We start from the raw sequence: 15,638 nt of genomic DNA, 5'->3' as shown, positions 1-15,638 counted from the left end.
TATAAATTAGTTACTTTTTCATAAAATCATCTGGTAAGATATAATGTCCCGTTAAAGGATCAAGAAAAACCTCGGAACCTGTCATTTTATTTCTTTTACTTGCAACTGCAGCATCTATAGTTGCGCCAACCAAGGCTCCTACAAGTCCACCGGCAGCTCCACCTATTACTGCCCCATTAGAATAATTTTGTGGAAACAGTTGTTCTTTTTTTGCTTCAATAAACAATCCTTTTTCATCTCTGAAAATCTCTACGTAACCTACCGGAATTACCTTAAATGCAACTCCGTTGTGTACAAATGCATAAAAGTTCCTAATAGGTTTCTTCTCTTCTCCTCTGATTGCTTTTGTAGCAATTCCTTTACTATTGGTCTCAATGGTAAAACCTGGTTCTGGATTATGGGTAAAAAAACTATAAAAATCTTTATAAACTCCATCTTTCAAGCTTTCTGTTTTTAAAATTTCAAGCCTATCTTTTAATATGGAGGCATAGTTTGGAAGTTCTTCCTTGGTAACAGGTATTTCCCAAGATATAGCTTCGTAAGAACCCTTTAGCAATTCACTAAATGTAATGCTTAATTTTTTCGCAAGACTTTGCGCTAAATAAGGGGTTACGCGAGAAGAAACAGTTGTAACTGTATCTTTTTTGTACAGAAAATGATATTTATCGTTTTTCTTAAGAAATGTACTTGCACGAATTTCTAGCTTTCCTATAGAATATTTCTCATATTTATCTTCAGAAAGTTTAATGTTTTCTATTAAAAGAACAAGTTCGTCATTTCCTCTTACAGGGTTATCACTATAAAACCAATCTTTTAAATCTTTTTCTGCGTCATTTTCAAATACCATATTCACTTGATCATTATGATACATAACAGAGCCAATTTCTTTATTCTCTCTATTATCTATTACAGTAAAGCTTTTATAATTTACTTTTTTACTTTTTACAGATGTTGAAAGATTAATCGTTTCGGTTTTTTGCGCTTGGAGTAAAATTGTAAAAAGAAAGAAGAAAAGTAATTTTCTCATTATATTATTTTTTCTCAAAAGTATGAATTTCTTTTAAATCAAACGACCCTCGCAAATGAATTGCGAGGGTCGTTCAAACATTAAAAAAATAAACTATTATGGAGACTGCTTTTGGGTTATGAATACTTAATGCTTTCCATGAGGTGGTTTCCTCTCATTCATTTTTTCTCTCATCATTGCTTCTGCATTAAAGAGCTTCAAAACCTTTTGGCAAGGGATTACCTTCTGCATTTTTTCTGCGTACTCTTTTCTATTGTCTAACAGTCTTTGTCCTAATTCAAAACTTTGCTGAAGCTTTGCTTTCGCCTCTTCTTCAGATAGTGTATCTGGATTAAAGTTTGAATCAAATTGTGATTTTATCTGTTTTTGTTTGTCTAAATATTCATTATAAAGCTGTGTAAATTCTGCTTTATCATCAGCATCAAGATTCAGCTGTTCCATAATCATATTATTTCGGAATTTGGTAAGCAATGCTTTCCTTTCTTCCGGAGACATATTATTGATTATTTCTTTGCGTTTTTGCGGATCCATGTTTTTCCAGTCATATTCTTTCTGGGCATAGACTCCTAAGCTAAAAAGCGCAAATAGTACTAAAAAAAGTTTTTTCATCGTCAGTTTAGTTATAAAGATCTAAATAAACATCTTGGGTAGAATTACTCGCTAAATCTGCAATTTCAGAGCTTGTAAAAGAGTCCAGATATTCATTCATCTGTTTTTCGTTTAGTTTTGTAGAAGCGGTTACAGTTTTTACTTTTGGTGTAGTCTGTACATCCTCAACTTCATTTTTCACCGCAGGTTTTACAGTTTGGTTTTCAGCTATTTGATTTGTATTTTCTATCGATGTTAAATCTTCCTGCAATGTTTCATAGGCAATTTGGCTATCGGTTTTGGGCGTTTGTGCCACAATTGCCTGTGTTGTTGTATTTTCGTTTTGGTTAGAAATATTGTTATAAATAAAGGTTCCTCCAAAAATCATTGCTAAAGAAGCTGCCGCTGCATACGCCCAATTCAGTTTGAAAATTGGTGTTTTTGCGTCTCCTTTTACTTCTGCTACTACTCTATTTTGGATATTTTCGAATACCTGGTCTGAAACTTTGTAAATATTTTTACGCTCCAGACTTTCAATATCGAAACCTTTTATTTCTGCCATTACTTTATTCTGAATATCTTCAAAAAGATGATCCTGAACTTTGTAAATGTTTTTTCTTTCTAGTTTTTCAAGATCAAAATCTTTCACCTCGGCCAACACTTTATCCTGAATGTTCTGAAACAGCTCATCCTGAATTTTGTAAATGTTTTTACGCTCTAAATTTTCTAGATCAAAATCTTTCATTGTTTGTTTTCTCAAAAATTATCTTTCGTAATTCTCTTTGATATATTCTTCTATTTTTTGTTTGGCATAATGATAATTCGTCTTCAAAGTACCTACAGACATATCTACAATCTTCGATATTTCTTCGTAAGGTAAATCATCATAATACCGCATCATAAAAACCAGCTTCTGCTTTTCGGGCAGGCTTTGTATTGCGTTTTGCAGCAATATTTGTATTTCTTCAGCATCTCCTTGTGCATTATCGGCAACCAAATTCTGCATGTGATATTCGGGATCCTCGTCGGTTTTTTGCATTTTTTTCAGCTTATTGATTTGCTGCAGCGCTTCATTTGTTGCAATTCTGTACAACCAAGTGTACAATTGGCTGTCGTTTTTAAACTGATGAAAATTCTGATAAGCTTTAATAAAAGTTTCCTGCAAAGTATCCTGAGCTAAATCTCCGTCTACAATAATTCTTCTGATATGCCAATACAATCTGCTTTGATAAGCATCCATCAAAGCACGAACTCCTTTTTCTTGAGTTCGAGGGTCTTGCATCAACGAAATTATTTCCGCGTCTTTATTCTTCATAAGATGCTTTCATTGTTTTGGATTACAAAAATAACTGAAAGTTAAATTACTATTCAATTTTCGTGCAATAATTTGGTTCTAATATATTAAAAATCAAAAAACCACAAAACTTCAGCATTCTAGAACCCAACCAAAATCCTTACCTTTGTTTGATGCAAACAGTCATCATCGGATCCGGAAATGTAGCCTATCATTTGGCAAAAGCATTTGTTGTAAACCATATTCCTGTCGCTCAAATCTATGGAAGAAATGGAGTAGAGCTGCAGAAAATTTCTTCCGAACTTCACATTCCTTATTCTACTGAAAATCTTGAAGATGCAGACCTTTACATTATCGCCGTGAGTGATAATTCTGTGGAAGAGGTTTCAAAAATAATTTCTAAAAAAGATTGTTTGGTGGCGCATACTTCTGGTTCTTTACCGAAAGAAGTTTTAAAAGGAGAGTACAGAATTGCAAGTTTTTATCCTTTGCAGACGTTTTCTAAAGTAAAAAATCTCGATTATCACAAAATTCCTTTTTTTGTAGAAGCAGAAAATGAAGCAGACAAGCAGATTCTTTTAGATTTAGCCTCAAAAATTTCTCAAAACGTGATGGAAAGTACCCACGAAAAGAGAAAATACATTCATCTTACCGCAGTTTTTGCCTGTAATTTTGTGAATCATCTTTTTGCAAGAGCCAAAGAAATTTCGGATGAGCAAGAAATCCCTTTCGACTATTTTTTACCATTAATTGATGAAACTGTACAGAAAATTCATGAAATAGACCCAAAATCTGCTCAAACAGGTCCCGCTGTAAGAAATGACAAAAGAATTTTAGAACTTCATGAACAGCTTTTAAAAGACGAAAGTCTGGAAATTTATAAAACTTTAAATCTTTCCATTAAAAAAATGTATCGATTGCCATAAAGTTTTAACTTTGAGAAAAACATAAGAAAATGAATACCAACATCATCCGTTCTCTCATCATTGGAGCAGCTATCGTAACAACGGCGTGTATCTTAGGTTCAAGTTTTAAAAACAGAAACCAGAAAGAAGACACCATTTCTGTAACCGGACTTGGTTCTAAAGACTTTATTTCCGACGAAATAAGTTGGGGCGGAAGTTTTGACGCCAATGCAATGGATGCTAAAGAAGCCTATAATTTAATCTCTCAAAACAAAGAAAAAGTAAAGGCTTTCTTTTACAGTAAAGGTTTTAAAGCAGGCGAATTTGCTTTTGGAGGCGTGAATTTTTCAAGGTCATATCGAGAAGTTACAACTAAAGCTGCAGATGGTTCAGAAAAATCTGAAAGTATTTTCGATGGCTATAAAGCGACACAAAATGTGTTTTTCAGAGCTAGAAAGAACCCAGAATTAATGAAGAAAATTGAAACGGTGATGGACAAAACTGCAGAACTCATCAACAGTGGAGTACAGTTTGAACCTTCGTCTGTACAATACACCTATTCTGATTTGGCTTCTCTGAAACATAGCTTAATTGAAGCCGGTTCTAAAGATGCCAAACAAAGAGCAGAGAAAATTGTAAACAGCGCAGATGGAGATTTAGGAAAATTGAAAGGAGCTTCGATGGGCGTTTTCCAAATTACGGCAAAAGGTTCTACCGATGAAGACAGTTATGGCGGAAATTTTGATACTTCAAGTAAAGAAAAATCAGCAAGAATCACGGTAAGACTTACCTATAATCTTGATTAAAATAATTAACAAAATAAAAAGCAATTGATAAACAGGATTGATTTGAATTATTATCATTCATCAATTATTATTTATCACTTATAAATCAACATGAGTTATAAAGAAAAATTAACAAATATAAAAGCCTTTGTTTTTGATGTAGATGGCGTATTTACCGACGGAAGCGTTTATCTAATGCCGGGAGGAAATATGTCTCGTGTAATGAATGTTTTAGACGGTTATGCGGTAGTAAAAGCACTCAAAAACGATTATTTAATTGGTGTTATCACCGGTGGAAATGACGAAATGGTGAAGCATAGAATCAATTATTTAGGGATTCAAGATTATTATCCAAAATCACATAATAAAATGATTGATTATGAAGATTTTAAGGCTAAATACAACCTGAAAAACGAAGAAATTCTTACGATGGGAGACGATCTTCCCGATATTCACATGATGGAAAATTCTGCGATTGCAACTTGTCCAGAAAATGCGGTTCCTGAAGTAAAAGGAATTGCAGATTATATCTCACCCATAAAAGGGGGAAGTGGAGCAGTGCGCGACGTAATTGAACAGGTGATGAAAGTTCAAGGAAAATGGCATGACGATAACACGCAGTCTGTGTAATTCTGAGCCAAAACAATTATCTTTTATCAAAAATACTTTATAAATATTAATGAAAATCCTTTTAGCATCGCAATCTCCGAGAAGAAAAGAACTATTATCAAGCCTTGGTTTTGATTTTGAAGTGGTAAAAATAGACTGCGAAGAAATCGTTCCGGAACATATAAAAGTAGGAGAGTCTGCTGCTTATTTGTCTGAATTAAAAGCCAATGCCTTCCGAAATCTTATTGATGATGAAGTACTTCTCACTGCAGATACCGTTGTTGCCATCGACGAGCAATTTCTCGGAAAACCTGAAGATGAAAACGAAGCAAAAAAAATGCTCAGTCTTTTATCTGGAAAAACACATCAAGTTTACACGGCAATTACCATTAAAACTTTAGACAAAACCATTACTGAAACCGATGTTGCCGAAGTAGAATTTGATGAAATTTCTGATGAAGAGATTGATTTTTATATCAAAAACTATAAACCATTCGACAAAGCAGGAAGTTACGGAATTCAAGAATGGCTCGGAATGGCAAAAATTAAAAACATAAAAGGGAGTTTTTATACCATTATGGGGCTTCCTACCCATCTTGTTTATCATATTTTGAAAAATATCTGAAATTTTCCAAATAAAATTTTATTATTTTTACAAAATCATCAGTCTGCGATAATAAAAAGCAGATTAGAGAGTTATATTGAATAATGAAAAAGAATATCATATTCCTTTTAGCTGTAATTTTAGTCGCTTCGTGTAGCACGAAAGTGAAAAAGCCTGAAGCTAGACATAAATTTTTAAAAGGATTTTCTACATATTACAACACACTCTTCAACGCTACAGACGCCTTGAATACAGAGTTTGAAAACCGTGATAAAGCCCATAAAGACAATTTTTATGCGCCTTACATCCCTATTTTAACATACGAAGACCAACCTTTAGGTAGTGATTTGGGACAATCTTCAGCCTTTGCAGAAAACTCTATGAAAATGGCTGAAGTAAACCGACCGTCTTCTAACGGAATGCCACAAGATCGCCCAGGAATGCCTCCTTCACCAGGAAGTAATTCTTTTAATGGCGCACAACCAGGGCAAGACCCAGCTCAGAAAAAAGGAGCAACTATTCTTGAAATTTCTGAAGCGAAAGCTTTAAAAGCAATCAATAAATACTCTGTAATTCGTAAAAATGAAGAAGTAAACAGTACCATTTTCGATGCGTATATGATTCTTGTTCAGTCTAGAATTTATCAAGGTAAATATCTTCCTGCATTAGACGCGCTAAACTACGTTTACACGCATATGAAAGAAGATAAAAGACTTCCTTTAGCCAAAATTTATGAAGGTTTAGCGTATGCCAAAATGGAAAACTTCCATAAATCTGAACAGATTTGGGAAAAGGTAAAAAGTGAAGGCGTAAAAAAAGATTATGATAAACTATTAAGCATATACCGTTCTGAAGCTTTGCTTGATAATGGTAAAAAAACAGAGGCTATTGAAGAACTTAATCGTGCATATGCTCTAAACAAAAACAGAAAACTAAAAAGTAGAATTGCTTTCTTACGCGGACAAGTTTTACAGGAATTAGGGAAAAACGAAGAAGCAAGAGAAAGTTATTTGGCAGCGTATAAATATGCAAACGATTTCGAGTTTGAAGTAAAATCTCAAATTCAAATTGCAAAAACTTTCAGCGGAAAAGGAAACTACGACGGAGCGAGAGATTATTTAGAAAAAATCAGTAAAAAAGGAACTTACGGCTCTAGAAAAAATGAATTTTACTATGCTTTAGGTTTAATGGCAAACAACGCTGGTAAAAAAGATGAAGCGCAGGAATTTTTCAAAAAATCGCTTAATGAAAAGGTTTCTGACGGACAGGTGAGAGGTCTTACATATTACGAAATCGGAAAGCATTATTTAGACAAAAACGATTACATTGGTGCAGGAATTTATTATGATTCTGCTTTGGCTGTAATGACGTATGAACCTTCAAAAATTCTTCTGAAAGACCAAGGAAATTACATCAAAAAAATCTCGAAAAACTACTACCTCATTAAGAAAAACGACAGTATTCTTTCGCTGGCTAAAATGAGTACGGAGCAAAAAACAGATTACTTCAATAAATACATTGCAAAACTTAAAATTAAAGAAGAAAAAGAAGAGCAAGAAAGAAAAAAAGCCGAGAGACAAAAAGGCTTTGATACAGGCGATTACAACGCCAATTCACTGTTTGCCAATTCTGGAAATTCTTTTGAAGATTTTGGTGTTACTACAAAAGGATTTTACTTCAGCAATACAGGTACAGTAAGCAAAGGAACGTCTTCATTTAAGCAACTTTGGGGAGAAAGAGCGCTTTCAGACAACTGGCGTTATTCTAAAAAAATGGCGACCATTGAAGATTTGAAAAACGATGCTTTAGGCGTAACTTCAGCACCAAACCCGAGACGTTTTGAACCTGCTTTTTATATAGAACAGATCCCGACAGAAGCCAATAAACTTGGCCAATTGAAAAAAGATAGAGATACCGCTTCTTTAGGTTTGGGTGTAATGTATCAAAACTATTTTACGAATACACCTTTAGCTACCAAAACTTTGTACGATTTAGTAGATGTAAACCCAGAAGAAAAGGTAATGCTGCAAGCTTTGTACGAGATTTTTGCCATGAATTATGAGAAAAATCCTCAAGCTGCAGAAAGAGCAAAACAAATTTTGCTGAAAGATTATCCGTACACTTCTTATGCTGAATTTGCGAGAAATCCTAAAAATAATACATTTGTAAAATCATCGGCAGATACAGAAAATGAGTATAAAACCGCTTTTGCGTTATATGAAGCAGAAAAATTCACCGAAAGTCAAACCATTATAGAACAAGCGATTCAGAAAAATCCTAAAGATGCTCTTGTTCCTAAATTATCTCTTTTAAACGCATTTAACGCAGGAAAATCGAGTGGGAAAGAGGTAATGATTCTTCAGCTGGAGCAAATCGTTTTAAACTACGCTAAAACGCCTGAAGGAGAAAAAGCAAAACAAATGCTGAATTATCTCAAAAGTGATTTAGCATTTCAGGCAACAGATAACAAAGGAAATAAACTTCCGCAAGCTCCAGGTTCTGGACCAGGAAGTTTTCAAGGACAACCGCAACAGGCAGGAAATCTGAATGGAGCACCGGGAATTCCGGGAGGAGCAGCTCCAGGTTCTGTTCAAACCAATTCTAATCCGGTTCCTGCGAATAATCAAATGAAAAACCAGACCAATCAACCGAAATACAACAACAGCAATCCGAATGCGGCGCCTGTAAAATCAAAATAAAAAAAAGCGAAGATTATTCTTCGCTTTTTTGTTTCTTTTTCACTCCGTGAAAATCTTTAAGATAGAACGGTTCAAAATAGGCTATATCTTCAAATTCTTTATTTTCGATTTTCTCTAAGGTTCTTCTCACCAAATACTTTGCAGAAGGATAAATATCTTCACTAAAATCAGCCTCTGGAAGTTGTAAAATCTCTTTCGCCTTTTTCGCTCCGTCGCCTACAAAAATTACTTTTTTATCTTTAAATTCTTCAAAAGAAGTTTCATCTAAAATTTTTGCTTCGGTTTCAGCAAGTTCTTTTCCTGTTTTGCCGTCATAAACGGCTGTATAAACCTCCATTCTTCTTGCATCGACTAATGTTATCACATAATCGTAGTTTTCGCCTAAAAAAGGCTCAATCATGCTTTCCATAGAGTTTACAGCTATCAAAGGAATTTTCAGTCCGTAACAAAAACCTTTTGCAGACGCAGCACCAATTCTTAATCCAGTATAAGAGCCAGGACCTTTTCCTAAACAAACTGCATCAATATCTTTTAACGAAATTTCTGCGCCTTCTAAAGCCCATTCTACAAAAACATGTAGAGATTCGCTTTGTTTATAGTTTTCTGAAACTTCTTCTGCTACACAAACTAAATTTTCGTTGTCTGAAACAGCAACGGAACAGTTTTTTGAAGAAGTTTCGAGGTACAGTACTTTCATAATTGATGAAGGATAATTGATAATTGATTTTGCAAAGATAATTTACATTTTTAAATACTCCAATTGAAGCAATTCAAATTAAAATTACCCTTTTCTATAAATCGTTCTTGGTTCGGCTTGTGCTTTCGGATAAATAGTCATATCAGAAACTGAGATTCTTTCGGGAACATTAATACAATACGCAATTGCATCGGCAATGTCTTCCGCTTTTAAAGGTTCATAACCTGCATAAACCGTTGCTGCTCTTTCTTCATCTCCTTTAAATCTAACTTTAGAAAAATCTGTTTCTACCGCACCCGGCTGAATATTGGTCACACGGATTCCAAATTCTGTAAGCTCTATTCGCATTCCTTCGGAAATTACGTCTACTGCTTTCTTCGAAGCGCAATACACGACACCATTTGCATATGTTTGTCTCGCCGCCACCGAACTGATATTAATAATTTGACCAGAATTTCTCTCTTTCATCATCGGAATTAAAGTTTTAGAGACATACAAAAGTCCTTTAACATTTCCGTCCAACATAGAATCCCAATCATCGGTTTTACCAGAAGAAAGCGGGTCTAGACCATGAGCATTTCCTGCGTTATTGACCAGAACATCAATGTTTTTCCATTCTTCAGGAAGCGATGCGATGGCATTTTCTACTTCTTCTAAATTTCTAACATCAAATTGTAAACTAAATATTTCGGTTAAAGAAGAAAGCTCAGATTTTATCTGTTCTAAAACTTCGTTTCTTCTTCCACAAATAATAATTCTGTTGCCTTGCTTTGCTAAAAGCTCTGCTGTTGCTTTTCCAATCCCTGAAGTTGCTCCGGTAACGAGTATTGTTTTCATAATTTTGCTGTTTGCCATTAGCTTTTGGCTTTTGGCTTTCTATTAAGTTAAAAGCTATTTGCTAAAAGCAAGAAGCTAGTTTGCATCAAACGCTTCAAAAGCATTTTCGATATGTTCTGTAATTTGTAAAATTTTGTTTTCGTCGGGAAGTACCGAAATAATATCAAATCTCACTTCCTGGTTTTTATCAAATTCTTCCATAAAATGATTGGCAGCCAAAACAATAGCCTTTATTTTAGATTTTGTAACGGCTTCCTGCGGAAGAATGAAGAAATCTGTAGACCTTGCTTTTACTTCAACCACAATAATCAGATTGTCTTTTTCTGCAATAATATCAACTTCATTTTTCTTAAAACGAAAATTTCTCACGAGAATTTTGTACTCATTTTTAAGTAAATATTCTGCCGCAAGATTTTCTGCTTCTTTTCCTAATTCGTTGTGGTCTGCCATGTTTTGAGTTTGAGAGTGGGAGAGTTCGTTAAGTCGTAGGGTTTGAGTGTTTTAGAGTTTATTTAAAACTCAATCCTTACCTTATCCTCAACCTTTATCTTAACCTCACTTCCTATAATCAAAGGGCGATTGTCTTTAATGTGACCATTGGGAAATGCAAAAACTGTCGGGAAATCATACTTTGAAATTTTGTCTGAAATCAGTTTAAAGGCAAACTCATCGAAACTTTCTTCGTACTGTTTATTTTCCTTTTCATCGCCCATATTGGTCATTCCGCCTACGATTAAACCTTTAATTTTTTTGAAAACTCCGGCTAATTCAAGACTCATCAACATTCTATCGAGTGCATAAAAGTTTTCTCCAATGTCTTCGATAAATAAAATTTTATCTTTAAAATCAAACGAATATTTTGTTCCCAAAAGCGCATAAATTAGGGCTAAATTTCCTCCAACCAATTCACCTTCAATAGTCCCTTTTTTATTAAATTGATGAGAAGCAAGGCTATATTTCGGCTTTTTACCTTTTAGTAGTGCAAAAATTAAATCATAACTTTCCTCTGTAACCCCAAAACTAGAAGTTTTGATAGTTTGCCCATGAATGGAAGCAAAACCCTTCTTCATCAAATAACTTTGAATAACGGTATTATCAGAATAGCCGATGTACCATTTTGGATTTTTTTCAAAACCTTTTAAATTCAAACCTTCCAACAAATGTTGACAACCGTAACCGCCTCTTGAAGCCCAAACTGCAGAAATTTCATCATCATTTAAAGCCCAATTCATATCATTTAACCTCTCTTTTTCAGTTCCTGCATAATTATAACCATTTGAGTATTTTGTGTACAAATGTTCGCCTAAAACAGGTTCAAAACCTTCAGATTTTATCATTTCAAGGCCTTTTTCAAGCTGAGAAGCATCTACAGCTCCTGCGGGAGAAATAATGGCTATTTTATCACCTTTTTTGAGGGATTTCGGGAATATTTTCATTATCAGTTGTATTTAATTTTAACGCAAATTTTCACTCAGCTAAGAACACAAATACGAATTAATCTATTATTGGTTTTTCTTGTATTTTAATTCTTTCTTTTCGGCTTCTTCCAATTGTTTGTCGAACTGGTTGAACATTTTAAAGCTTTGAAGGAAAATGAAGAAACTAAATACCATTAAAACCACGCCAACTCCTTTTCTGATGTTGTTTGCCAATTTTTGAGTCAGTTTATCGTGGAATTGTTTTGCTAAAAATATTTTCAAGAAATCAATACCGAGATAGGTTGCAATAACGATTCCCAAGTACAAAATAACGTTGTCTGTATCAGGATATTGGTTTCGAACCCCGATAACTGTTACCAACCAAAAGAGGACTACACCAACATTTAGAAGGTTGAAAAGAAAACCGTTAATAAACGTTTTAAAATAATTCTGATTGATAATTTTTTCTTCTCCAGGCATATGCATTTTGGTTTTTGTAACCATCATAATAATTCCGTAAGCGAGGATAAGAATCGAGGTAATTCTATAGAAACCAGGATGTTTATCGATAAGTTGTACAATATCTGCACTGGCGTAATAAGCTGCAATAATGCAAAGTAAATCTGCCGTAATCACGCCAAAATCTAATGCCAAAGCGTGTTTCGGACCGCGAGAAAAACTTGTTTCAATTAAAAGAAAAAAGATGGGCCCGATAAATACGAGACTCAGCATAAAGCCTAATCCAATGGCAGAAAGTATGAGTTCAAACATTTATATTTTGTTTCAAACCCAAATTTAAAGATTATATTTTTATTGGAGTTTTAAATGATGAATTTATTGGGGTTTTGAATGGAATTAATTTTTGCTTTCTTGTTGATTGAAGATATATTTAAAAATCGGCTTTATTATTTTAACGCAAAGTTATATTGGATGTTGAGCATATTTTTGGTAGCTAAGGATATCAATAAATTGATTTAAGCTTGAAAATATTTTTAAATAAATCATTCTCAATGATTTTACAAAAGAAACTGAAATATTTAAAAATCTGCTCTATTAAATTAATTTGTGTGATACTTTAAAAAGCTTTTTTATCACAAAGTTTTATTGGATGTTGAGCATATTTAGGTAGCTAAGAGTATCAATAAATTGATATAAGCTTGAAAATATTTTTTCATCAGAAGAAACAAAAAAGACCGCAAAATTTGCGGTCTTTGATATTATTTTAAATTTAAAATTGTTTAAACAATCTTAAAATCAAGCTGTTTTGCAATTAAATTGGCTTTCACTACTTTAATTCTTACTTGGTCTCCCAATTGATAACGATTTCCTGTTCTTGAGCCATAAACAGCATGTGTTGCTTTGTCGTAAACGTAAGAATCATCCATTAAATCTCTCAATTTAATTAATCCTTCTGCGCCATTTTCTGGAATTTCAACCCAGAAACCGAATTCTGCAACACCAGAAATAACGCCGGTAAATTCTTCACCCAAATGTTTCTCCATGAATTTCACCTGCATAAATTTGATTGAATCTCTTTCTGCATCGGCCGCTAAACGCTCCATAGAACTGCAATGTTTGGCTTTGTCTTCCAAATCGTTTTTATCGGGAGATTTTCCTCCATCCAAATAATGCTGCAATAATCTGTGCGCCAATAAATCTGGATAACGACGGATAGGAGAGGTGAAGTGAGAATAATAATCAAATCCTAAACCGTAATGACCAATCGGCTCGGTTGAATAGACTGCTTTGCTCATGCTTCGCATTGCCAAAGTTTCAATCATATTCTCTTCGCCTTTTCCTTTTACATCATGCAACAATCGGTTTAAAGAATCGGCAACTTTTTTGGTGTTCGCTAAATCCATTTTATATCCGAAAGTAGAAACAAAATCTCTTAGAGCTTCTAATTTTGCTGGGTCTGGATCATCGTGAACACGATAAATAAAGGTGTTTCCGCTTGGACTTCCTTTTTTCAGGGAAACAAACTCAGATACTTTTTTATTCGCCAACAACATAAATTCTTCAATTAAATGATTCGAATCTTTGCTGATTTTAAAGTAAACTCCAATCGGCTCATTGTTTTCGTCCAAATTAAAGCGAACCTCACTTCTATCAAAAGTAATCGCTCCTTTTCTGATTCTTTCTGCTCTTAAAATCTTTGCTAAACGATCCAAAACATTGATCTCTTCCTGCAAATCGCCTTCTTTCGTTTCAATTCTTTCCTGAGCTTCTTCATACGTAAATCTTCTGTCGGAATGAATAACTGTTCTTCCAAACCATTGTTTCTGAATTTCTGCATTGTCATTCAATTCAAAAACCGCTGAAAAGGTATATTTATCTTCGTTTGGACGAAGTGAGCAAACATCATTACTCAAAACCTCCGGAAGCATCGGTACAACGCGGTCTACCAAATAAACAGACGTTGCTCTTTGATAGGCTTCATCATCCAAAACCGTTCCCGGAACAACGTAATGAGAAACATCTGCAATGTGAACCCCAATTTCCCAATTACCGTTTTTCAGTTGTCTCATGGAAAGGGCGTCATCAAAATCTTTAGCATCTTTTGGGTCAATGGTAAAGGTTAAAACATCACGCATATCCCAACGTTTTGCAGCTTCTTCATCGGTAATACTCCTGTCGATTTTATCAGCTTCTCTTTCCACTTCTTCTGGAAACTGATAAGGCAAACCATACTCCGCAAGAATCGAATGAATCTCGGTTTCGTGTTCTCCCGGATTTCCTAAAACCTGCAAAATTTCTCCTTCCGGGTTTTTGTCTCCAGGTTTCCATTCTGTCATTTTTACAACCACTTTGTTCCCGTTCTCTGCACTGTTTATTTTCCCTTTCGGAATAAAAATATCCGTATTAATCGTCTTTTTATCGCATACTACGAAACCAAATTCTTTGTGTGTTACGAGTTGGAAGGTACCCACAAACTCCGTGCGAACTCTTTCTAAAACTTCAATAACAGAACCTTCTAGTTTTTTACCTTTAAAATTGTATGTTACAATAAGTACTTTATCGCCTTGTAACGCGTCTTTTACGTTTTTAGAGTGTACAAAAATATCTTCTTCTAAACCATCTACGCTTACGTAGGCATTTCCAGACTGATTAAAATCGATAAATCCTGTTAATGTTCCTGCAATTTTCAGGTTTACAATGTATTTACCTTTTTCTGTTTCTTTTATTCTTTCGGCACCTTGCAATTTATGCAAAGCCTGAATCACAAGTTCTCTTTGTCTTGGATTTTTATAATCTATTCCATCCGAAATCTGCTTATAATTGTAGACTTTCGTGGAATTTTGATTCATAAAACGCAAAATAAGTTTCCCAATTTCTTGCAATTTATGATCGTTTTTCTGACTTATATATTTTCTTTTTTTTGCCATTTTAATTTGTTTGATTTTTTCTTAATTATCTTTCTTTTTCGATAATTTTAAATTAATAATTAGATTTGGTGTTTTAATTTTTTCCCTTGTACACAATCTTTAGACCATAATATATTCAACTTTGCGTAAAGGCAAAAGTCTTCAATATGCAGGGCAATCTAAAAAGTTTCTGTATTTAGTTTTCTATAAAATTAAAACAAAAAATGGAGAAGGAGAGATAAACTTTCTGTAAAATACAGCTAAGTTTTTTGTACGGAATCAACAGCTGGTAATACTATTGGATGCTGCAAAGATAGAAAATAAAAAATAAATAAGGTCTACAGTTTGATTTGCAGACCTTTATGTTATTAGCAGAACGCTATTTTGTCGACTCTATTTTGGTGTCTTCCTCCTTCAAATTCTGTATTTAGAAAAGTTTTTGCTATTTCTAAAGCAAATTCTTTTGCTACAAATCTTGCAGGTAATGCAACCATATTGGCATTATTATGCTGTTTAGATAATGCCGCAATTTCAGGCATCCAAGCTAAAGCACAACGAATTCCTTGATGTTTATTAGCCGAAAGCTGAACTCCCTGACCGCTTCCACAAACTAAAATTCCCAATTCGTTATCTCCATTTTCTACAGAAGAAGCTGCAGGATGTACAAAATCTGGGTAATCTACACTTTCTAAAGAATGTGTTCCAAAATCTTGAATCTCAAATTCGTCTTGAAGTTGTTGCTTCAGATATTCTTTATATTCAAAACCAGCATGGTCTGCTGCAATGGCAATTTTTCTTTTCATTTTTACT

General features: G+C 34.1%; 16 protein-coding genes. 5 read left to right on the top strand and 11 right to left on the bottom strand.

Annotation, left to right across the window (positions count from 1 at the left end; translation table 11 throughout):
* Positions 1-10: 10 nt before the first annotated feature.
* From AC2A1D_RS10915 to AC2A1D_RS10900, 4 genes are all read right to left on the bottom strand, one after another.
* Positions 11-1,045, bottom strand: a complete 1,035-nt coding sequence (locus AC2A1D_RS10915) for a hypothetical protein (protein ID WP_484043672.1) — start codon at positions 1,043-1,045, stop codon at positions 11-13.
* 108 nt (positions 1,046-1,153) lie between these two features.
* A complete protein-coding gene (locus tag AC2A1D_RS10910) occupies positions 1,154-1,636 on the bottom strand; it encodes a hypothetical protein (protein WP_484043671.1) in 483 nt (160 codons plus the stop codon).
* A 7-nt stretch (positions 1,637-1,643) separates the two neighbouring features.
* The gene (locus AC2A1D_RS10905) at positions 1,644-2,360 is read right to left on the bottom strand and encodes a hypothetical protein (RefSeq protein WP_484043670.1); all 717 of its coding nucleotides are present in this window, start codon (positions 2,358-2,360) and stop codon (positions 1,644-1,646) included.
* A gap of 18 nt (positions 2,361-2,378) precedes the next feature.
* Positions 2,379-2,930 carry an RNA polymerase sigma factor gene (locus AC2A1D_RS10900; protein WP_484043669.1) on the bottom strand — a complete coding sequence of 184 codons (552 nt, stop codon included), beginning with the start codon at positions 2,928-2,930 and terminating at the stop codon, positions 2,379-2,381.
* Positions 2,931-3,082: 152 nt separating this feature from the next.
* On the opposite strand from AC2A1D_RS10900, the gene AC2A1D_RS10895 reads away from it, so the two are divergent.
* From AC2A1D_RS10895 to porW, 5 genes are all read left to right on the top strand, one after another.
* Positions 3,083-3,835: a Rossmann-like and DUF2520 domain-containing protein gene (locus AC2A1D_RS10895; protein WP_484043668.1), complete on the top strand. Its 753-nt coding sequence runs from the start codon at positions 3,083-3,085 to the stop codon at positions 3,833-3,835.
* A 29-nt stretch (positions 3,836-3,864) separates the two neighbouring features.
* A complete protein-coding gene (locus AC2A1D_RS10890) occupies positions 3,865-4,620 on the top strand; it encodes an SIMPL domain-containing protein (protein WP_484043667.1) in 756 nt (251 codons plus the stop codon).
* Between the two features lie 90 nt (positions 4,621-4,710).
* Complete coding sequence (locus AC2A1D_RS10885; protein WP_484043666.1) at positions 4,711-5,229, top strand: KdsC family phosphatase; 519 nt, start codon at positions 4,711-4,713, stop codon at positions 5,227-5,229.
* A gap of 49 nt (positions 5,230-5,278) precedes the next feature.
* Positions 5,279-5,833 carry a Maf family protein gene (locus tag AC2A1D_RS10880; RefSeq protein WP_484043665.1) on the top strand — a complete coding sequence of 185 codons (555 nt, stop codon included), beginning with the start codon at positions 5,279-5,281 and terminating at the stop codon, positions 5,831-5,833.
* Positions 5,834-5,916: 83 nt separating this feature from the next.
* Positions 5,917-8,511, top strand: coding sequence for a type IX secretion system periplasmic lipoprotein PorW/SprE (porW, locus tag AC2A1D_RS10875; RefSeq protein WP_484043664.1), 2,595 nt, complete (start codon positions 5,917-5,919; stop codon positions 8,509-8,511).
* 13 nt (positions 8,512-8,524) lie between these two features.
* Here the strand turns inward: porW and tsaB are convergent, their stop codons facing one another.
* From tsaB to rpiB, 7 genes are all read right to left on the bottom strand, one after another.
* Positions 8,525-9,208, bottom strand: a complete 684-nt coding sequence (gene tsaB, locus AC2A1D_RS10870; RefSeq protein ID WP_484043663.1) for a tRNA (adenosine(37)-N6)-threonylcarbamoyltransferase complex dimerization subunit type 1 TsaB — start codon at positions 9,206-9,208, stop codon at positions 8,525-8,527.
* A gap of 84 nt (positions 9,209-9,292) precedes the next feature.
* Positions 9,293-10,045 carry an SDR family NAD(P)-dependent oxidoreductase gene (locus AC2A1D_RS10865; RefSeq protein ID WP_484043662.1) on the bottom strand — a complete coding sequence of 251 codons (753 nt, stop codon included), beginning with the start codon at positions 10,043-10,045 and terminating at the stop codon, positions 9,293-9,295.
* Positions 10,046-10,120: 75 nt separating this feature from the next.
* The gene (locus tag AC2A1D_RS10860) at positions 10,121-10,495 is read right to left on the bottom strand and encodes a YraN family protein (RefSeq protein ID WP_484043661.1); all 375 of its coding nucleotides are present in this window, start codon (positions 10,493-10,495) and stop codon (positions 10,121-10,123) included.
* A 62-nt stretch (positions 10,496-10,557) separates the two neighbouring features.
* Positions 10,558-11,481 (bottom strand): S66 peptidase family protein, encoded by a 924-nt coding sequence (locus AC2A1D_RS10855; protein ID WP_484043660.1) that lies wholly within the window; start codon positions 11,479-11,481, stop codon positions 10,558-10,560.
* A gap of 66 nt (positions 11,482-11,547) precedes the next feature.
* Positions 11,548-12,234: a LysE family translocator gene (locus tag AC2A1D_RS10850; RefSeq protein WP_484043659.1), complete on the bottom strand. Its 687-nt coding sequence runs from the start codon at positions 12,232-12,234 to the stop codon at positions 11,548-11,550.
* A gap of 467 nt (positions 12,235-12,701) precedes the next feature.
* Entirely contained in the window at positions 12,702-14,849 is a 2,148-nt protein-coding gene (gene rnr, locus AC2A1D_RS10845) for a ribonuclease R (protein WP_484043658.1), read from the bottom strand.
* Between the two features lie 347 nt (positions 14,850-15,196).
* On the bottom strand, positions 15,197-15,631 hold the full coding sequence (gene rpiB, locus AC2A1D_RS10840) for a ribose 5-phosphate isomerase B (RefSeq protein WP_484043657.1): 435 nt from the start codon (positions 15,629-15,631) through the stop codon (positions 15,197-15,199).
* Positions 15,632-15,638: the final 7 nt, after the last annotated feature.

Source organism: Chryseobacterium sp. HNCC26DJ239 (genome assembly GCF_057180445.1).
This window is presented reverse-complemented; position numbering and strand designations above follow the sequence as displayed.

Bases quoted from the DNA above. Each gene is read 5' to 3' on its own strand.
- AC2A1D_RS10910 (WP_484043671.1), bottom strand. From the start codon at position 1,636: ATGAAAAAACTTTTTTTAGTACTATTTGCGCTTTTTAGCTTAGGAGTC.
- AC2A1D_RS10905 (WP_484043670.1), bottom strand. From the start codon at position 2,360: ATGAAAGATTTTGATCTAGAAAATTTAGAGCGTAAAAACATTTACAAA.
- AC2A1D_RS10900 (WP_484043669.1), bottom strand. From the start codon at position 2,930: ATGAAGAATAAAGACGCGGAAATAATTTCGTTGATGCAAGACCCTCGA.
- AC2A1D_RS10895 (WP_484043668.1), top strand. From the start codon at position 3,083: ATGCAAACAGTCATCATCGGATCCGGAAATGTAGCCTATCATTTGGCA.
- AC2A1D_RS10890 (WP_484043667.1), top strand. From the start codon at position 3,865: ATGAATACCAACATCATCCGTTCTCTCATCATTGGAGCAGCTATCGTA.
- AC2A1D_RS10885 (WP_484043666.1), top strand. From the start codon at position 4,711: ATGAGTTATAAAGAAAAATTAACAAATATAAAAGCCTTTGTTTTTGAT.
- AC2A1D_RS10880 (WP_484043665.1), top strand. From the start codon at position 5,279: ATGAAAATCCTTTTAGCATCGCAATCTCCGAGAAGAAAAGAACTATTA.
- porW (WP_484043664.1), top strand. From the start codon at position 5,917: ATGAAAAAGAATATCATATTCCTTTTAGCTGTAATTTTAGTCGCTTCG.
- tsaB (WP_484043663.1), bottom strand. From the start codon at position 9,208: ATGAAAGTACTGTACCTCGAAACTTCTTCAAAAAACTGTTCCGTTGCT.
- AC2A1D_RS10865 (WP_484043662.1), bottom strand. From the start codon at position 10,045: ATGAAAACAATACTCGTTACCGGAGCAACTTCAGGGATTGGAAAAGCA.
- AC2A1D_RS10860 (WP_484043661.1), bottom strand. From the start codon at position 10,495: ATGGCAGACCACAACGAATTAGGAAAAGAAGCAGAAAATCTTGCGGCA.
- AC2A1D_RS10855 (WP_484043660.1), bottom strand. From the start codon at position 11,481: ATGAAAATATTCCCGAAATCCCTCAAAAAAGGTGATAAAATAGCCATT.
- AC2A1D_RS10850 (WP_484043659.1), bottom strand. From the start codon at position 12,234: ATGTTTGAACTCATACTTTCTGCCATTGGATTAGGCTTTATGCTGAGT.
- rnr (WP_484043658.1), bottom strand. From the start codon at position 14,849: ATGGCAAAAAAAAGAAAATATATAAGTCAGAAAAACGATCATAAATTG.
- rpiB (WP_484043657.1), bottom strand. From the start codon at position 15,631: ATGAAAAGAAAAATTGCCATTGCAGCAGACCATGCTGGTTTTGAATAT.